Source organism: Alcanivorax nanhaiticus, assembly GCF_000756665.1.
Lineage (GTDB): Bacteria > Pseudomonadota > Gammaproteobacteria > Pseudomonadales > Alcanivoracaceae > Alcanivorax > Alcanivorax nanhaiticus.
In genome coordinates this window covers 90,659-108,621 of sequence record NZ_ARXV01000010.1, presented here as the reverse complement: position 1 = coordinate 108,621, position 17,963 = coordinate 90,659, and the positions used below count along the sequence as shown (strand labels likewise).

The 17,963-nt window shown below is 51.3% G+C and carries 14 protein-coding genes; 7 read left to right on the top strand and 7 right to left on the bottom strand.

The window, feature by feature from the left end; all coding sequences use genetic code 11:
- Positions 1-4: 4 nt before the first annotated feature.
- Both Y5S_RS12895 and Y5S_RS12890 read right to left on the bottom strand, forming a co-directional pair.
- Positions 5-1,129, bottom strand: coding sequence for an efflux RND transporter periplasmic adaptor subunit (locus tag Y5S_RS12895; protein ID WP_081939763.1), 1,125 nt, complete (start codon positions 1,127-1,129; stop codon positions 5-7).
- On the bottom strand, positions 1,126-1,671 hold the full coding sequence (locus Y5S_RS12890; RefSeq protein WP_035233486.1) for a TetR/AcrR family transcriptional regulator: 546 nt from the start codon (positions 1,669-1,671) through the stop codon (positions 1,126-1,128). The genes Y5S_RS12895 and Y5S_RS12890 overlap by 4 nt, the downstream gene beginning before the upstream one ends.
- Positions 1,672-1,776: 105 nt before the next feature.
- On the opposite strand from Y5S_RS12890, the gene Y5S_RS12885 reads away from it, so the two are divergent.
- Genes Y5S_RS12885 through Y5S_RS12850 form a run of 7 tightly spaced genes read left to right on the top strand, consistent with a single transcriptional unit; the run spans position 1,777 to position 10,284 of the window.
- Positions 1,777-2,796: a metal-dependent hydrolase gene (locus Y5S_RS12885; protein ID WP_231552687.1), complete on the top strand. Its 1,020-nt coding sequence runs from the start codon at positions 1,777-1,779 to the stop codon at positions 2,794-2,796.
- Positions 2,796-3,797, top strand: coding sequence for a BtrH N-terminal domain-containing protein (locus tag Y5S_RS12880; RefSeq protein ID WP_052041593.1), 1,002 nt, complete (start codon positions 2,796-2,798; stop codon positions 3,795-3,797). Before Y5S_RS12885 ends, Y5S_RS12880 begins: the two co-directional genes overlap by 1 nt.
- A gap of 19 nt (positions 3,798-3,816) precedes the next feature.
- Positions 3,817-4,755 (top strand): PaaI family thioesterase, encoded by a 939-nt coding sequence (locus Y5S_RS19200; protein WP_052041592.1) that lies wholly within the window; start codon positions 3,817-3,819, stop codon positions 4,753-4,755.
- A 58-nt stretch (positions 4,756-4,813) separates the two neighbouring features.
- Entirely contained in the window at positions 4,814-6,364 is a 1,551-nt protein-coding gene (locus Y5S_RS12865; protein WP_035233485.1) for a long-chain-fatty-acid--CoA ligase, read from the top strand.
- Between the two features lie 47 nt (positions 6,365-6,411).
- Positions 6,412-7,572: an acyl-CoA dehydrogenase family protein gene (locus Y5S_RS12860; RefSeq protein ID WP_035233484.1), complete on the top strand. Its 1,161-nt coding sequence runs from the start codon at positions 6,412-6,414 to the stop codon at positions 7,570-7,572.
- A gap of 8 nt (positions 7,573-7,580) precedes the next feature.
- Positions 7,581-8,696, top strand: a complete 1,116-nt coding sequence (locus Y5S_RS12855; RefSeq protein ID WP_035233483.1) for an acyl-CoA dehydrogenase family protein — start codon at positions 7,581-7,583, stop codon at positions 8,694-8,696.
- On the top strand, positions 8,683-10,284 hold the full coding sequence (locus Y5S_RS12850; RefSeq protein ID WP_035233481.1) for a GMC family oxidoreductase: 1,602 nt from the start codon (positions 8,683-8,685) through the stop codon (positions 10,282-10,284). The genes Y5S_RS12855 and Y5S_RS12850 overlap by 14 nt, the downstream gene beginning before the upstream one ends.
- A 146-nt stretch (positions 10,285-10,430) precedes the next feature.
- On the opposite strand, the gene Y5S_RS12845 is transcribed toward Y5S_RS12850, so the two are convergent.
- The 5 genes from Y5S_RS12845 to Y5S_RS12825 form a co-directional block, all read right to left on the bottom strand.
- Positions 10,431-11,315 (bottom strand): metal-dependent hydrolase, encoded by an 885-nt coding sequence (locus Y5S_RS12845; RefSeq protein WP_035233479.1) that lies wholly within the window; start codon positions 11,313-11,315, stop codon positions 10,431-10,433.
- 41 nt (positions 11,316-11,356) lie between these two features.
- A complete protein-coding gene (locus tag Y5S_RS12840) occupies positions 11,357-12,223 on the bottom strand; it encodes an SDR family NAD(P)-dependent oxidoreductase (protein ID WP_007150445.1) in 867 nt (288 codons plus the stop codon).
- A complete protein-coding gene (locus Y5S_RS12835) occupies positions 12,220-13,746 on the bottom strand; it encodes a flavin-containing monooxygenase (protein ID WP_035233477.1) in 1,527 nt (508 codons plus the stop codon). Before Y5S_RS12835 ends, Y5S_RS12840 begins: the two co-directional genes overlap by 4 nt.
- Positions 13,743-14,603: an alpha/beta fold hydrolase gene (locus Y5S_RS12830; RefSeq protein ID WP_231552686.1), complete on the bottom strand. Its 861-nt coding sequence runs from the start codon at positions 14,601-14,603 to the stop codon at positions 13,743-13,745. Before Y5S_RS12830 ends, Y5S_RS12835 begins: the two co-directional genes overlap by 4 nt.
- A 269-nt stretch (positions 14,604-14,872) precedes the next feature.
- Positions 14,873-17,953, bottom strand: a complete 3,081-nt coding sequence (locus Y5S_RS12825; protein WP_035233476.1) for an Ig-like domain-containing protein — start codon at positions 17,951-17,953, stop codon at positions 14,873-14,875.
- Positions 17,954-17,963 lie beyond the last annotated feature (10 nt).

Here is a 17,963-nt window from a genome sequence, read left to right as displayed (position 1 = left end):
CCTATCAGAATCCGTTGAATGGGGTTACGGGCATGTTATCGTGCAATAGCCGCACGCCAGCACTAACAACCTGTTCGTTACCTGAGAGACCGGCGACCAGAGCGTGGCCCTGCTTGGTGACGCCATGTACCTTGACCGGCTGTGCAGTCACCACAGATTTTTTCGGTTGGTAAACCCACACACGGAATTTGCCTTCGGCATCGCTGTCAAGTGCGGACTGGGGAATGTCAATCATGGCATCCGGGCGGTTGCTGGCTTCACTTACACGCACCGTAACGGTCATACCCGGTAAAATTGTCTTTTCGTGCTGGCGCGCCAAGCTGAAGGTGACGCGATAGGATTGTGCTACGGAATTCGGCTCAGTTTCATGTTCGTGATATTTGAGCGGCAACGGATGCTCCGAGTCGTTACCGAAAATTGCGTCGGCCATCAGTCGTTCCGGTGATTCAAGAGTCGCCATCAAGTTCTCCGGGACGTTGATGTGAACACGGAATTCCTCCACGTTTTGCACTCGCACGATTTGTGCGCCAGCGGGTACGTTGGTGAACGGATCGACCAGTCGTCGTGTTACCAGTGCATCGAACGGTGCGAGGATGCGTGTGTAGGCAAGGTTTCGTTGTGCTGTAACAAGAGCAACTTTACGCAGTTTGTATGCGGTTTCGGCCTGATCGAATTTTGCTTGCGGCAGTGTGCCCCGTTCGAACAAGGTACGGGTTCTCTCAAGATCGCGCGAGGCCTGTTCGAGTTGTAGTTCAGCTTCGCGCACCGCGAGTTGATAATCAGATGAATCAAGCGCGGCGATTAGTGTTCCCTTAGCAACAAACTTGCCCTGATGGACCGGCATATCGATGATGCGGCCACTCACCTGAAAAGACAGGTCCACTGTGTTGACTGCGTCGACGCGACCGACGAAGTGGCGAGCTGCTTGAAAGTTATTATTACTGCTGACTTGGTAGAGGCGGACCGCACGGGGCTCCATTGCTGCTTTGTCATTGCCGCCACAGGATGACAGCAACAGGGTAGCGTAGAGCAAGATAGCAAGAGTAATGCAGTCATTGCGTAGCGGTATTGGTGACACGCTTTTGGCGTGTGCATGCATTCCGGAAAAGGATGCTGGATGTTGTCTCATTTGAGCAGGTCCTTGGCCAGTCGTTGCAGTTGTTGGTAAACCTGACTGCGCTGGTCGCTGGGTACCGGTGAGATATTAAGTAATTCCTGGAACAACAGGCCGTCGGCGGCTGCCCACAGCAGCCATGCTGTGGGAGATTCCCGTTCTTCTTCGAGGATACGTTTGCGGGTTTGCTGAATGTATTGACGCAGCGGGTCGAGCAGGGCCGGCTGCTCAGCGGCGGAGGTCAGTATGGCCATGGTGACCCTGGGGTCGAGCACATCAGGATCCATCCGTGCTGCAAGCATGGCGCGCAGGACGCTCCAGGGCTGGCCCGACAACGTTTGCTCATGCGTCTCGCGAACTGTTCTGGTGCGGGCGATTAGGCGTTCGAGCATTGCCTGGAGTAGAGCTTCTTTAGTGGCAAAGTGGTAGAGAAGTCCGCCTTTGCTGAAGCCGCTTTCACGGGCAACTTTGTCAAGGGTAATGCGCCCGGATCCGTGCTCTACGGCTATGCGCTGAGCAGCATCCAAGATCATGTCACGAGTAGAGGCGGTGTTCATGGCGGTTCCTAGTACGAACTACATGGTCTACTTAATGTACCAACTAGACGGTAAAGTAGCCAGTTATTTGATCTTGGTGTGGATGGCTGTGTTGTAAGGGGTTGGATGATCGCCCGGGTTCGTTCATATGCTGTTGGTGGTTTGAATTATTCCTCTGGCATTGACATTTGGTTGTATGACCAAATAAGATATTCGAAAGTGCCGCTTTTTTTGCGGCTTGACCATCCTGAAGAGCCCTGTCTATTTGGAGGAGCCATGAAATCTATCCCGATTAAGCCGCGCAAAGTCGCCTTTGATGTCTCATCAGTGCCAAGGCACTGGAATGGCGGTGATCCCGTGCTGACCCGCTTTTTTGATGCTCTCTCAGTGCATTTCCCGGAGGGAGAGCGCTTCTTTATCCAATCAGTGCGTAACTTCAAGGATCAGGTGACAGATGATCAGCTGAGTGAGGATATTCGCCACTTTATTCGGCAAGAAGGTCAGCATGGGATTGTCCATGATCGCTTTAACGATGTTATGGCAAGCCAGGGTGTAGACGTGGATAAGGTAACGGCGAATCTAAGATCGTTTATTCGCACCACGCAAAAGTACTTGCCGAAGAAGTATCAGCTAGCAATGACTGCGGCGTTTGAGCACTTTACGGCAACCCTTGGCGAAACCATGGTCAGCGAGAAGAGCGACATGTTTAGTGAAGCTGACCCCGTAATGAGGGCATTGTTCCTTTGGCATGGTGTTGAAGAGGTGGAGCACAAGGCCGTGGCCTATGATCTTTACCAAGGGGCTGCTGGTGGAGGGTACCTGACACGTGCTTCCGCGCTGGTGGTCGCGACTCTTATGGTTCACCTGGTAGTGGCTCCGGTATTTTGGAATATGCTCAAGCTTGATGGTGTGACGCGCCAGCCTGGCGTGATTCTGCGAGGCTTGAACAAGCTTTATGGTAGAAACGGTATTCTCACCGGTATGCTGCCTGATTTTCTCGCCTGGTTTCGCCCTGGGTTTCACCCTTGGGATACTGGCATGCCTGAGAAAGTTACCGCGTGGTTGGCTGAGTATGAGGCTCATGGTGATCCGATGCGGGCATCGGAAACCATTTATGGTGCGGCTCCAGTGAGTGAGGCGGCCTGATGCAGGTAGTGAAGCAGGATAATTCTAGTACCATTGATGTTCCTCATACGCATCGGCCTGGGCGTCACTGTGGCAGTTCGGCTATCAGAGACCTGCTGGAGTTCCATGGACTCAATTTGACAGAAGCTTTCTGCTTCGGGCTGGGGGCCGGCCTTGGTATTACCTATGTGGAAATACCAGACACGGCCACCCCGTTTATTGTCCATGTCCGTTCAATGGGTTTCGAAGAAAGGGTGTTCTCAACGCTGGGCGTGCCGTTTCGATGGGAGACTTGGCAGGATAAAAGTGCAGCAGCAGATGCTCTTGATAACCATCTTGAGGCCGGCAGGCCAGCCCTACTGTTAACTGATATATACCATCTGCCTTATTTTAAAAGTAGTACGCATTTTCCAGGTCATGCGATTGTGGCTTGGAAGCATGCAAGAGATAAAATGAGTGTACTTGTAAGCGACACCGAGCGCCCGGGGCTTATTGAGGTGCCACATAGTAAATTAAGTGAGGCGAGATTTTCATTGTCCCCACCTTTTATTCATCATGGATCGTTGTTTGCGCCGGAATACATTGATGTGCAGGTCTCGGCCGAAAAAGTCCGCAATGCAATCCTTAATAATGCTCAGTCTCTCAAGCAGGGAAATCAAAAAAAAGGGATTGAAGCGCTAACGACCTGGAAGCAAGACCTTCCCAGGTGGAAAGCTTTTGAGAAATGGCCTTGGTTGCTTCGATTTGCGTATCAAGTAATCGAAAAGCGCGGGACTGGTGGTAGTGGCTTTCGCGCTATGTACTCAGAGTTTCTAGATGAATCAAGTGGAATTCTACCTGAAATAAAAAATATGGGCTTGGTGGTTTTAATGCGCCGTAGTGCTACGGCTTGGTCATATTTGGCGGATTGCCTTCGTGAAGGTTCGGAAAGCGAAACATTTCCAGAGAAAAAGATAGGTGAGGCCATCGAATATGTTCGGGAAGCAGAGCTTAGATACGTAAACGCTGCTTTAGAATTATGAATATTAAGTTGCGAAAAAAATGACAGCCGAGAAAAAAATAGCAAATAAAATGCTTGCCGCCAAAGCTTTTTTTGGATCGGCACACCCTCTTTTTAATGCTTTTAATATCACAATGGATGACATTACCAAAGATGGCGCGGTAATGAGCATGCCTTGTGTGGAAGTGGTTTGTGATCAACAGGGAAAGCTTCATCGGGGAGCCATCGCTACCTTGCTTGATACGGCATGTGGTTTGGCGATTTTTGTGCGCCTCGGCGACATGCGCCCAATTGCGACAATTGACTTGCGCGTTGATTTCATCGCTAACCCCGAGGCTGGCGAAGGGGTGGCATGTAATGTCACCTGTTTTGCAGTTGAAGAAAATATTGCCTATGTCCGTGGAGAGGCATTTGGGCGTGATGGCGGCAATTTGCTGGCGTCGGTATCAGGCAGTTTTGCGATAGGAACGGCAGGCCCGTCCTTTGATCAATCTGTGAATGCTGGCAATAAGAGAGCCCCCTCCAAGAAAAAAACAATCGATGATGAAGGAATCATCAGCTTCGAAACAGAAAGGGTAACCGCTCTCTCTACTGTGGTCGGCGATGTATCACCATACGAAAAATTTCTTGGTATGACGGCTTCGGACGATAACGGCGAAGCAACCTATAAAATGCCGTTTCGCGAGCAGCACATTGGCAACCCTCTGATCAAGACTTTTCATGGCGGTATTATCGCAAGCTTCGCGGAGCTTGTTGCTGGCGCGCACTTAACAGCGAATCAGACTGAACAAAATAAACCAGTATGTTCAAGTATGACTCTGGATTATTTGCGCCCGGCCTTTGCGGGTACGTTGGTGGCCAAGCCGAACATTATTCGTGAAGGAAAGCGCTTCATTGTGGTTGTTGTGGATGTGTTTCTTGATGGCGCCCAGGTTTCCCGAGGTCGCTTCATTTATAAGAGAGCCTTCGCTTCCAGCTAATCCAATCTATAAACAACCCTCCCCCCTTCCTTTTCTGCCTCAATAGAGGAGTTCTGTTATGTATATTTCACAGACTTTGCGCCGTGCGGTTCAATTAAACGGCCAAGGTACGGCTACCGTTTTTGCTGGTCGGCGGCAAACCTGGCGAGAGTTTGAAGACCGTATCGCATGCCTTGCTAACGGGTTGCTAAGTCTGGGCATCAATGCGGGTGACAGGGTTGCCATACTGGCATTAAACAGCGATCGCTACCTGGAGTATTTCTATGCAGTGCCGTGGGCCGGTGCGGCAGTGAATCCCGTCAATATTCGGCTCGCACCACCTGAAATCGCCTATACCTTGAATGACTCAGGTTCTAAAGTGCTTTTCGTTGATGACACCTTTGCAGCATTGCTGCCATCCCTACAGCCACAGCTTGAGTCTATCAAGCATGTTGTCTTCATGGGTGAGGGTGAGTGTCCACAAGGGTGTATTGATTATGAATCCCTTGTCGCCAACGCCGGTCGAATCCGTGACGCCAATGCTGGCGGTGACGATCTGGCGGGGCTGTTTTATACCGGTGGTACCACTGGGCGGTCAAAAGGCGTGATGCTGAGTCATGACAACCTGGTATTCAATGCCCTGAACGTGGTTGCCGAGATGGGCTATGACAGTGACACCATATATATGCATGCCGGGCCCATGTTCCACTTGGCTGATATGGCCAGCACGTTCGCCGTGACACTGGCTGCGGGGACACATGGCATTGTTCCTCGCTTTGATGTTGATGAAGTGCTGGCTTTCATTGAGCAGGAGAAAGTCACGAACACCCTGCTGGTGCCGACCATGGTCAATCTTCTAGCCTCATCTGGTCGCATCGCCAATTACGATGTCAGCAGCATAAAACGCATGCTGTATGGCGCCTCGCCAATGCCAGAGGCGGTATTGATTAGTGCTATGGAACAAATGCCGACAGTGTCATTTGCTCAGGGCTATGGTCAGACCGAAGCCTCCCCAATCATTACCTCACTCGGGCCAGAACATCACATTCCCGGCGGAGAAAAATTACGTAGCGCCGGTCGCGCAGCACTGGGTGTGGAGGTGTTGGTGCTTGATGAAAATGATCAGGTGGTATCTCAAGGTACGGTTGGCGAAATATGTGCGCGGGGACCAAACGTCATGTTGGGTTACTGGGGAATGGAATCAACAACCGCTGATACCTTGCGCAATGGTTGGCTACATACCGGCGACCTTGGCTACATGGACGAGGATGGCTTTGTCTTCATCGTTGATCGAGCCAAGGACATGGTAATTAGCGGTGGAGAAAATATTTTTTCTGTTGAAGTTGAGGGTGCCATTTATGGCCATCCTGCGGTACAGGAGTGCGCGGTAATCGGTATTCCTGATGAGCGCTGGGGTGAAGCTGTGCATGCAATCGTGGTGCTGCGTGAAGGAGAGCGCGCTAATGAGGCAGAGATTATCGAACATTGCCGTGAACGAATTGCAGGTTACAAAGTGCCTCGTAGCGTTGAGTTTAAGGCCGAGTCGTTGCCGGTGAGTGGGGCAGGCAAGGTGCTGAAAAACGAACTGCGAGCCCCCTTTTGGGAGAACAACGGTAAACAGGTTAATTGAGTAATCGATAACCTTGTATTGCGAAATTTATTGGCTTGGAGGCTTCCATGAATCTGGATTTCAGTAATGAAGAAAAAGAATTTCGTAAGAGTATCCGGCAGTGGATGAAGGAAAATGTGCCTGATGATATTCGGCGCTGTACTGCCCGAGGAGCGATGTTAGATAAGAATATGCAGCAACGATGGGAGCGTTTGCTGGGCAGTCAAGGTTGGCTCACGTCTACTTGGCCAGAACAATTTGGTGGCCCGGGGTGGAGCGCAACCCAGCGGTATATTTTCGATCAGGAGCGCGCCTCGGCAGGGGCACCGCCAACAAGCCCTTTTGGTGTGGCTATGGTTGGGCCGGTGCTATATACCTTCGGTTCTGAAGCACAGAAGGAACGGTGGTTGCCCGGCATTCAGCGTGGCGAAACGCTATGGTGCCAGGGTTATTCTGAGCCCAATGCGGGCTCAGATCTGGCCTCGTTAAAAACGCGAGCCACGCGTAATGGCGACCATTATTTGGTTAATGGTCAAAAAATCTGGACGACACAGGCCCATTGGGCGGACATGATGTTTTGCTTGGTGCGAACGGATAGCACCGTGAAACAGCAGCAGGGCATTTCATTCCTGCTGATCGATATGAAAACCCCCGGGCTTGAAGTACGGCCGATTTATTCAATTGATGGGCATCATCACCTTAACGAAGTCTATTTTACCGACGTGAAAGTGCCTGTGGAAAATTTGGTGGGTCAAGAAGGAATGGGGTGGACCATTGCCAAGTTTCTTCTTACCCACGAACGCACCACCATTGCCGGTGTGGCGGATATTCACTACGAAATCAATCGCCTTAAAAGTGCTATCGATGCGCTACCAACGGAAACAGATAAGCAGTTGGCGGTGCGTCGGTTGGCTGGATTGGAAGTCGATCTTATGGCGCTGGAATACACCAACTTTCGCACCGTTGCTGCCACAGATGAAGGCAAGCCGTTCGGCCCAGAATCGTCAGGACTGAAAATCAAAGGCACGGAACTACAGCAAAGGGTTTCCCAGGCGATGGTGGAAATCGGAGGTTTGATGTCTTTGCCATGGGATAACGAGGAGCCCATTGGTGAGCAAATTTTTAATCAGGCCAGTCGCCGCTATAACTTCCTGCGTGCGTGCACCATCTATGGTGGATCTAACGAGATCCAGAAAAACGTGTTGGCGAAGATGTTGCTCGGATTGTGAGGTGAAAAATGGATTTCAAGTTACCCGAAAATACCACCATGATTGCGGATACCGCGCGCCGTTATCTTAAAGATAACTATTCATTTGACACCTACATTGCACAGTTGAATGAGAGTAATCACCTTGAAGCGAATCGCTGGCAGGCCATGAATGATTTGGGTTGGTTTGGCCTTCCGTTTGCTGAATCTGTTGGAGGGTATGGCGGCTCATTGCTTGACGTGTGCGCCATTGTTCAGGAGTTAGGAGCCGCGCTTTGTCTTGACCCTTTTGTCGATTTAATTGTTTCCCCCGGCAAGTTATTGGAGTGCGCCAATACGCCAACATCCTTGGCGTTGCTTGATCGCATTATTGCTGGTGAGGCACGTGTGGCTTGCGGCCTTTATGACCGGCATGCCGGTTATCACGTGCTGAACCCTTCCTTGAGGCTAAACGGAGAACGACTTTCCGGGCAGAAGCACGTTGTGTCTGATGGTGGCGTTGCAGACACCGTGCTCGTCTCCGCTATGTCTGGTGATGAGTTGGTCATTGTCGCGCTACCTTTCGACGCCTGTGGCGTTGAAAGATATCGACTGCTCGATGGAAGCCGTGCTGCCAGTTTGACGCTTGATGATGTGCTCATCACAGACGAAATGGTTTTGTGTCGTGGTGATGCGGCAAAGCAGGCGGTTTCTGCCTGGTTCGATTATCTGTGCGCATTGGACTGCGCACGTATGTACGGCGCCTGCCGAGAGGTGTATCAGGCCACTCTGGAATACGCTCGAACGCGTAAACAGTTTGGTACAACGATTGGCAGTTTTCAGGTAATCCAGCACTACCTTGTTGATGCGTTTATTGATCTCCAGCAGCTGGAATCCATGCTCTTGATGGTGTCAGTAAAAGGAGAGAGCGCAAACGTCTGTGAGCGCGGGCGCGCGACAGCGGCGGCAAAGGCTTACTACGCAAACCAGGCCGTTGGTATCACTCAGCAAGGTATCCAGATCCATGGTGGCGTTGGTGTTACGGAAGAGCTGAACATTGGCCATTACTTCCGTCTGGTGACACATGCGTCATTGAGTCATGGCGACCGAGAGCACCACATGTCACGGTTTATTCAGGCGGGGGAGAACCAAAATGAAGTCGTTTGATTTTATCGTCGTGGGGGCGGGCTCTTCGGGCTGTGTTCTTGCCAACCGGTTAAGCGAGTGCGGCAAGTATTCCGTTTGTCTTATTGAGGCCGGCCCCCACGATAATAGCGGTTTTATTAATATTCCGTTTGGTCTCATCGGTCTAATTAAACAAGGAAAGCGAAACTGGGGCTACGACACCGCGCCACAGAGTCACCTTAATAAAAGACGCCTCTACTGGCCGCGAGGAAAAACACTGGGGGGCAGCAGCTCAATCAATGCCATGGTCTACATTCGAGGCCAACAACAAGACTATGATGACTGGGCAGCGCAAGGCGCAACAGGGTGGGCGTGGAAAGATGTGCAGCCGGTATTCAATGCACATGAAAACAATGAACAATACTCCGCTGACAATTGGCATGGTGTGGGTGGGCCACTGAATGTTACCCGAGTCAGGGATGTTAACCCGTTAACCCCGCTGTTTATTAAGTCCGGTGAAGAGCTGGGTTATACCCGAAACGATGATTTTAACGGGCCGGAACAGAAAGGCTTTGGCCGGTTTCAGGTAACACAAAAAGAAGGGCGCCGATGGAGTGCCGCGCGTGCTTTCCTGGATCCTGCACGTGGCCGCGATAACCTGCACATCATGACGGATGTGCAGGTAACCAAGGTGTTACTGGATTGCGGCAGGGCGATTGGCGTCGAAATTTGTGATAGTGATGGTGCTCAATCGGTCATTGGTACGAACAAAGAAGTCATCCTGTCCGGTGGGGCGATCAATACCCCTCAGTTGCTGATGTTGTCGGGTATTGGAGAGCGAGAGCACCTATCGAAAATCGGCATCACCTGTTTGCAAGACTCGCCGGAAGTTGGGGAGAACCTTCAAGATCACCTTGATATGACCGTCATGATCAGGGACAAAAGCCGTCAATCAATCGGCATGTCACCGTTTTTTATACCTCGGCTGATTAGTGCCTTCTACCAGTATTTTCGTCATCGGCGCGGCTTTCTTGCCAGTAACGCGGCGGAAGCAGGGGCTTTTGTCAGCCTGCTCAGCGAGCCGGATCGTCCGGATGCTCAGCTACACTTTTTACCGGCTTATCTTCGAGATCATGGACGTCAGTTGACGCCAGGGTTTGGTTGTACGATTCATGTGTGCCAACTCAGGCCTAAGAGTCGAGGACAGATTCGATTGGCCAATAGCGATCCATTTACTGCGCCTTTGATAGACCCAAACTATCTTTCTCATCCTGACGATATTCTTGTGCTCCGTGAAGGCGTGAAACTAGCCAGAAAAGTGTTTCACAGTCATTCTTTCAGCTCTGCTTTTGGCGGTGATGACGAACCGGCTTCCAGCGTGGAGAGTGATGACCAGATTGATGCGGATATTCGCCAGCGCGCTGAAACAATCTACCATCCCGTCGGCACTTGCCGAATGGGTAGTGATGAAAAAGCGGTGGTGGATGTCCGTCTGCGGGTAAACGGTGTGAAGGGGTTGCGTGTCGCGGATGCCTCGGTCATGCCATTGTTGATCAGTGGTAATACGAACGCGCCATGTATGATGATTGGCGAGCGAGCGGCACAATTCATTCTAGAGGATGCGCAATAAAGATCGGCTAGAGAAAAGCTATGATAAAAGGTGTAATGCCGGAGTTGCATGGAAGCAATTCCGGCATTTTTTTGTGTGTCTTTTAGCAAACGGTGGTGACAGAGTCGTCAACTATTCAGAGGTTCCCTAAACCCCCTTGAGCATTATTATGCCGCCGGATTGCTATACAGCTCATGCAGTTGGCCACCTTCAGCGAACAACTTCTCACGCCACAGTTTTTCCAGCCCTTTGGTGTCATGTTGATCTGGGTGGAAATCCGGCTGAATGAACTCAGGAAGGCGCGAAAGGATTTGCGATATAAACCCGTTACGACCTAGCAAAATATTCAGACCTTTAACATTATCGCTGATGTTGCCGAGCTGGCCGTCTTTGACAAGCATCCAGCTCCAGGTGATGCCCAGCATCGGCAGCAAGACGACCATCGAGGCGAGGGCTGCAGCCACGCGCTCTGTACGGCTGTTACCAATAAGCTCATATACGTCGTAGGCAACAGATTTGTGTTCCAGCTCTTCGAGCGCATGCCACTGCCATATTTTGAGCATTTCAGGGTCTGCCTGGCGTACAAAATTCTCGTCTTCAAGCAGCTGCTCGGCGAGAAGCGCAGTAAAGTGCTCCATAAACGTGGTGGCGGCTAGCCGAGTGCTCGGCGGCAACTTCTCTAGTATGGCCAAGCCAATTTTGACAAACCGATCTGGCGACTGCATGTCATAGCCGTACTCGGCGAGAATCTGGTTCAGCCTGTCATGCTCTCGTCCGTGAATGGCCTCCTGTCCCATGAAGCCCGATATGGCCGCCCGTAGAGATTCGTCCTTAACCTGACCACGAAAGTGTCTAACAGACTCCATGAAATAGCGTTCACCAGGTGGGAAAAACCCGGAGAGCATGGCAAAGAAAGTCGTTGCTGTGGCATTTCCAGCATAAAAATACTTTGGAATGGAATCTGGAAATTGAAAATTGATATGACGCGGTGGAATGCCCACCAGCGCGCCGCTGAGTTTCTTAATGCTTTTTACCGTATTAGACGAGCGCATATCGCCTCCAATCAATAATGTGATAGTTAAAGAGAAAAATGTCAGGCCATGCCCTGGTGCGTTTTTTTATTTTTGCTGCTTTGCTGTTTTTTAAACATAATTTCAAGCAAGCGTTGGTAGCCTGTGGGTATCAGTCTCTGTGTGGTGTCCAGCATGACCGCGTCACCGCCTACCAAAACTCTTCGCCGGTTTTTTCGCACGCCTTTCAGGATGGTTCTAGCGGCAGCTTCGGGTGTGGTCATGGCAATTTTTTCGAACATGCTGGCAATCTCTTCTTTGTCGCCCATGTTCATGCTGCCCATGTCTCCCATGCGACTATTACGCGCGATGTTGGTCTTTACTCCACCTGGATGAACGCAAGTCGCGCTGACAAGGCCGCCCGCGATATCCAGCTCTTCACGTAATGATTCTGTAAATCCGCGAACAGCAAATTTTGCGGCGTTGTAGGCTGACTGGGTTGGAACACCGATAATGCCGAAAACGCTGGAGATGTTGACGATATGGCCTTCACCTATTTTCTGGAGATGGGGAAGAAATGCCTTTGTACCGTATACGACACCCCAGAAATTGATATTCATCAGCCATTCAAAGTTTTCATAGCTCATGTTCTCGACGGTCTCACCCAGTCCCACACCGGCATTGTTCATGATGAGATTTACTTTTCCGTGTGTTGAGACGGTATCTTCCGCGTATTGATAAACCGCATTTTTGTTGCTGACATCAACAACATGAGTGCTGATGTTGACGGCGTAGCCTGCCAGTAATTCGACCGTCTTCTCTAGGCTTTCTTCGCTGATATCAGAGATCGCTAAGTGGCAGCCTTCTTTTGCTAGAGCAATCGCCGTGGCTTGCCCGATGCCCGACCCGGCGCCAGTGATCGCCGCGACTTTTCCTGAAAATGATTTCATCGTTGCGCCTCTATATTGAGTGTGTTGCTCAGAAGTTTTTGGACGAGATTGCGTTTCGTTTTATGTAGGTTTGTCGTTTCGAATTTAAGGTGGCCATCATTCATTTTTCCATAACGAAGCGCCGGCAGGTCGTGAAGATAATCGTTGAGGTTTTGCCAAGGATCTTTGTTGCCTTGGCGTGGCAGGCGGTCATCAGCACGTTGAATGTAGCCAGAGCGAAGGTTGAGAAAGTTGACATCAGAGCCACACCCTTCCTCGTCGATAGGGGTCACCTTTTCTGCGCCTGTCTTGCGCATATGCTTGAGAAGCCGACAAACAAATTCGGAGGCAATATCTGCCTTGAGGGTCCAGGACGCGTTGGTATAGCCAAAGACCAGTGCCATATTAGGCACTTTTTCCAGCATTAAGCCTTTGTACATCATGGTGTTTGAGAGATTGACGTGCTTACCATCAACACGTAGCTCTGCGCCGCCCAACATTTGCAAATCCAGACCGGTAGCTGTGACGATAATATCGGCAGGTATCCAATCCCCAGATTCCAGTTTTATACCGGTTTTGGTGACATTTTTTATATGATCCGTCACCACGGAAGCCTTGCCTTCACGAAGCACCTTGAACAGATCCCCCTTGGGAACTGCGCACATTCGTTCCTCCCATGGGTTGTAGTGAGGTTGAAAATGCTTCATGTCGATATCCGGCCCCAGTTGTTTGCGAGCAGCGGCCAGCAGTAATCTGCGGATCGCTTTGGGCTTACGAATCGATAGGTTAAATACGGTTCTCTGCAGCAGGATATTGCGTGTGCGCGCCATGCGGTAAACAAGCATTTCTGGCAGTACTCGGCGCAGGTTTTTCGAGATGAGATCTTGCTCAGGGACGGAGGCAACATAAGTAGGGGAGCGCTGTAACATGGTGACATGCGCAGCGCGGTCGGTCATCGCGGGCACCAGTGTTACGGCGGTGGCGCCGCTGCCGATCACGACAACTCGCTTACCCGTATAGTCGTAGTCAGCTGGCCAGTGCTGCGGGTGAATTACGTCGCCGCCAAAGCGATTGATTCCAGGAATTTTCGGTGTGTAGCCGGCGTCATAGTTATAATAACCGGTACAGTTGAGGACAAACCCAGCGGTGAAAACTTCTTCTTCACCGGTTTCCTCGTTCAACGCGGTAACCGTCCAGCGATTGAATTCGCTGCTCCAGTCCTCGGCAGTGACTTTCAGGCCAAAATGAATTTTCTTGTGGACCTGATGATGCTCAGCGGTTTCTTCGATGTAATTGCGAATAGAGGGGCCATCGGCAAGCATCTTGGTGTCTGTCCAAGGCCGAAAGTTATAGCCGAGTGTGAACATATCGGAGTCCGAACGGATGCCGGGATAGCGAAATAAATCCCAGGTGCCACCAACGCGCTTGCGTCGCTCAAGGATGCCATAGCGTAGATCTGGGCACTTGCGGCTTAGGTGACAAGCCGCACCGACGCCGGAAAGGCCCGCGCCAATGATCAGCACGTCGAGGTGTTTATGTTTCATGGTGTAAGTCTCCGATCGGTGGAGCGTATGTGATTTCCTTGCGGGTCAAGGTGCTGAAGAAAGTCCAGCACTGCTCCGGTAAAAATACTGTTGCGGTCACCCGCTACCATATGACCTGCTTGATGGATTACTCGGTACTTGGCATGTGGCACGAGGGCTAATAATTCCTGGGCTCCTGCTTCGCTGAGTACATCACTGTGATGGCCGCGGATGAGTAATATCGGTAATTTGAGTTTGCTTGCTGCAAGATTGAGTCGCGCTCGGCCGAACATGCCTTCATTTGCTTCAGGGATTACCGCATGATCAAGAAACGCAGGATCCCAGTGCCAATGGAGACGGCCATTAGCGTCCTGGCGGAGGTTTTTTCGCAAGCCCTGTGAGCTTGATGGTGCTTTTCGTGTTGGGTTATAGGCAGCCACGGCATCCTGAACCTGATCCAGAGAGTCGAAACCGTCAGGGTGGCGGCGCATGAACTCAATCACCCGGCGAACGCCTTTGGTCTCAAGCCGTGGGGCCACATCCACCAGTACCAGACCTCGACAGGGCAAGGGGGGCTCCTCCCCAAGGGTAAGCATGGCCGTCAGTCCGCCCATTGACGCTCCCACGATATAAGGTGATGTGGGAAGTGATTGGATGATGGCGCGGAGGTCTGATACCAGCGCGGTGCCGCTGTAATCCCCTTCAGGGCACCACTGGCTTTGACCATGACCGCGGGCATCAATGCAGGTAGCGCAGTACCCTGATCTGGCCAGAGCTGTTGCCGTGTGCGCCCAGGCATGACGGGTCTGTCCGCCGCCATGCAGCAAAAGCACCTGCGGTGACTTCGGGTCCCCGAACTGGGTTGCACTAAGAACCAACCCGCCGTTTCCCGGGAACTGTATATCCCTGCCAGATTCCGGTGAGTGCTTTGAATCGCTGTAGGCAAGGCTTGCGAGGCTGTCGTGAGGATGCATCATTATAGGCATTTATTTATTTGGCCAAACAACCAAATATTAGCGTTTCTTCTACACAAAGAAAAGTCCTATTTGACGATATTGATGATCATTCAGCGGTGTGGCATACGGTGAGGACAGAAAAAAGCCCCCATAAAGGGGGCATGAAAGTGCGTTAGCACAAGGGGAATATATTAAAAATCTTTTACCGGCAAAAAGGTAAAGGTCAGATCTACGCCGAGGGGGGGGACTTCCAGCTCAACACCCGCCAAGCCGATTCCCAAGAGATCAATGTTGGCCGGTATGATGAGAGGGTCGGGGTTACGGACTTTGAGAATCAGACGACCATCATCGACAAAGCGCAGGGGCCCTTCGAGGACGACTCCGGTAATTACTTTGCTGCGGATGTCATGCCCGAGTTCTATAATTAGCCGTGGTTCTAACTCTGGTGCATCCACCATGAGATCAAGCGTAGCACTGAACCAGGGGCCATCCGGGGTTTCGGTGATATGGCCCGTAATGGGTTGATTGTTTTCGTATGCCAATCGAAGTATCAGAGGACCGGTGTCCAGCGGTATTGTGATTAATCCCAGTGCGCGAGCTTCCAGAAAGACACTGGTCGTTGAGAGAACGGTAGGGAAGACTTTGGCGATGACGGAGCCGGTAACTACATTTGACGTCATGGGGTTGCTGTCGATTAAACGGCGGTTGACACTAACATTCGAATCATAATTGCTTACACCCGCTTGTAACGCGCCTGACCCGACAAAGGCATATTTCTTTTCCGGGCAATCCTCGCCTATACCACAGCCAATGTTGGCACTGGTTACTACTCCCGATCTGCTTTTTAGCCTAAGCTTTAGGAAGTTGGCATCGGCAGTTGCTCCGCCGTTACCGTCGGGAACCGCACCTTGCTCGTTGTCATCGATACTAAGATTAGCGTTAACATCTGCAACCGGCAGAGAGCGTAACGATACACGGGTGATCTGGTCCTCTTCCCCTGTTACAACGAAGTGATTGGTTAGGTCTGGGCCTCCTTCTCTAAGTTCTGGGGCTGTGGAACTGGACTGAGAGATTTGACGTGTTTGTATCGGTGCACCATCGGTTGAACATATGGCATTGGTGCCACAAACAGGGTAGTACCTCTCGGAGTGCAGGGTGTAGCGATAAAGCTCGCCAATCTGCCAGGGGTTGTCCGGAAAAAACTCTACTCTCTGGGCAAGCACCTTGAGACGACCATTGATGGGCTCCCATTCGTTATTGTTGGTATCAAAGTGTTCAACAACAAAAGTCTGATCATTAACCGTGTCGGCGTCGATACTGCGGCTAAAGATGACTCGAATACTAAAATCCTTGAACATATTCGGTACAGGATAGAGCGGGTCGCTATTTTTACCTCCTACACATCGGCCATTGCGCCAAGTCTCTCTTTCGCCGGTAAGATCGACATCGGTTAACGCACAGGGGTAACCGGGAAAAACAGCCGCGACAAGTGGTGCACGTAACTCATTGGTGCTGCCATTGGGAAGAACGAAGTCCGGCAGACGGATATTGAGTGTCTGGTCCTGGTTGAGCGGGTTCCCCTGCGTATCTCGGAGCAGGCTGGTGAGGGCGAGCTGGACGTCTTTTCCGTGTTGAAGGATATCTCCCCCGATGACAATCGTGGCGCCATCGTGTCGCATTGGGTACTTCGTTACTACACCATCAACAGAAACCTGTACAGCACCGTCAATGAAAACCGAAGCTGGGTCCAATGGTTTGTTGAAGTTCAGGATAACGGGGTCACCAGGTCTTGCATTGGGTTGGAACGTTTCCCCCGGTGCCCAAGACTGGAGCTGCAAGGGCCGTGTATCTGGGCTTGGGGTAGGCGCTTGGCGCTGGTTTTGATAGGCCTCCATGCGAAATGAGAGCAGGCCAGATGCCCTCTCTAAGCCCAGCACTTCAAGTTCAACCACACTGACCGCATCCAGTACCAGCACACCATCTTTTACAATGGCTAAACCCGCCACCTGCACATTTAGCAGATTCTGGCTGAGAGCCGCATTGGGTTCTGTACCCTCAGCTGTCATTGCTGCATCCATATTAAGAAGGGCATAGCGGGGGACCGATGGGGAATCACTGAAAGGATTCGGGATCAGATACCCATTAGCGTCGCTGAGTATCGTGATGGTGACTTCACCGGTTTCTAGCCCGGACGGTACTTCGCCCAGTATATTGACGTCGACGTCGGTGCCTCGCAGTACGGAACCAGCGGGGACTCGCAGAGGAACGGCATCAGGAAAGTTGGGAGCAAAAGCCAGATCTGCTGCTAGATTCCCGCTCAATACGGTAAATGATTCATCTCCCAATACAAAGGATTGTACTGGTACCTGATTGATCGGGTTGCCGGTTAAAATTGACGCTAGTTCAGGTTGCTCAGCTCCAAGGCTGCCAACTTTGAGAATGGATGTAGCACGGGGAAGTGTCGTTTTCGGTACAAAAGTACGATTGTACACCGGTAACTGTTCACCGGTAGTCTGGGCGCGCAGCCCAGCAATCGTCAGTGTGTGTTCAACAGGTTGTAGATCTTGCTCAGGATCTAGTGTCAGGTAACGGCCCCGCAAGAAGAGGGAGGCGGGAACCAGCTTGCCCAGGTTGTCACGAAGTTGAACCGATCCGGTTTCGCCATATGCTGTGCTGACTGGGTCAACCGTCTGGTTAAACGACATCCTGAGGGTGCTCATGTCGTTGGGACGCCTGGCATCATCAATTGACTCTAGCAATGACGGTTGGTCTAAAGGAGTGGCTGAAAGCAGAGTGAAAGAGCCGCTTCCCATGCTTTGCGATGCGCCGTCTTGACTGCCTGCAGTCCGAAAGCCAACGCGGTTCACGGAGTCGTCATCAATGGCTCCTAAGCCACCATCGTTGACAACCAGATGGTACCCTTCAGCCGGAGCCAGCTGCGATTGAGGATACAGGGCCAGGCCTCTGCCATTGTCTACCACTTGATAGTCAACCATGACGGTATTCCCATCAGTATCACTGGCCAGCTGTAGGCGTGAGTCAATGTCATCAATAACCTCTTGCTCAAGTGCAGAGGAAAATCGCAGGATCACTGGCGCGGTAACTGGCACTTCTGTCTGGCCGGGATAAGGGTATGAAAAAATTAGTGTCTCTGGTGTGCTCCAGGGATTGTTTACATCGCCCTTGTCGCCACCGCATCCGGTCAGAAGGGCTGCTATGGCGATCGCCAGAATAGTAAAAAACTGATGGATTGTGCTGGAATTATTATTCATTGCTCTTCTC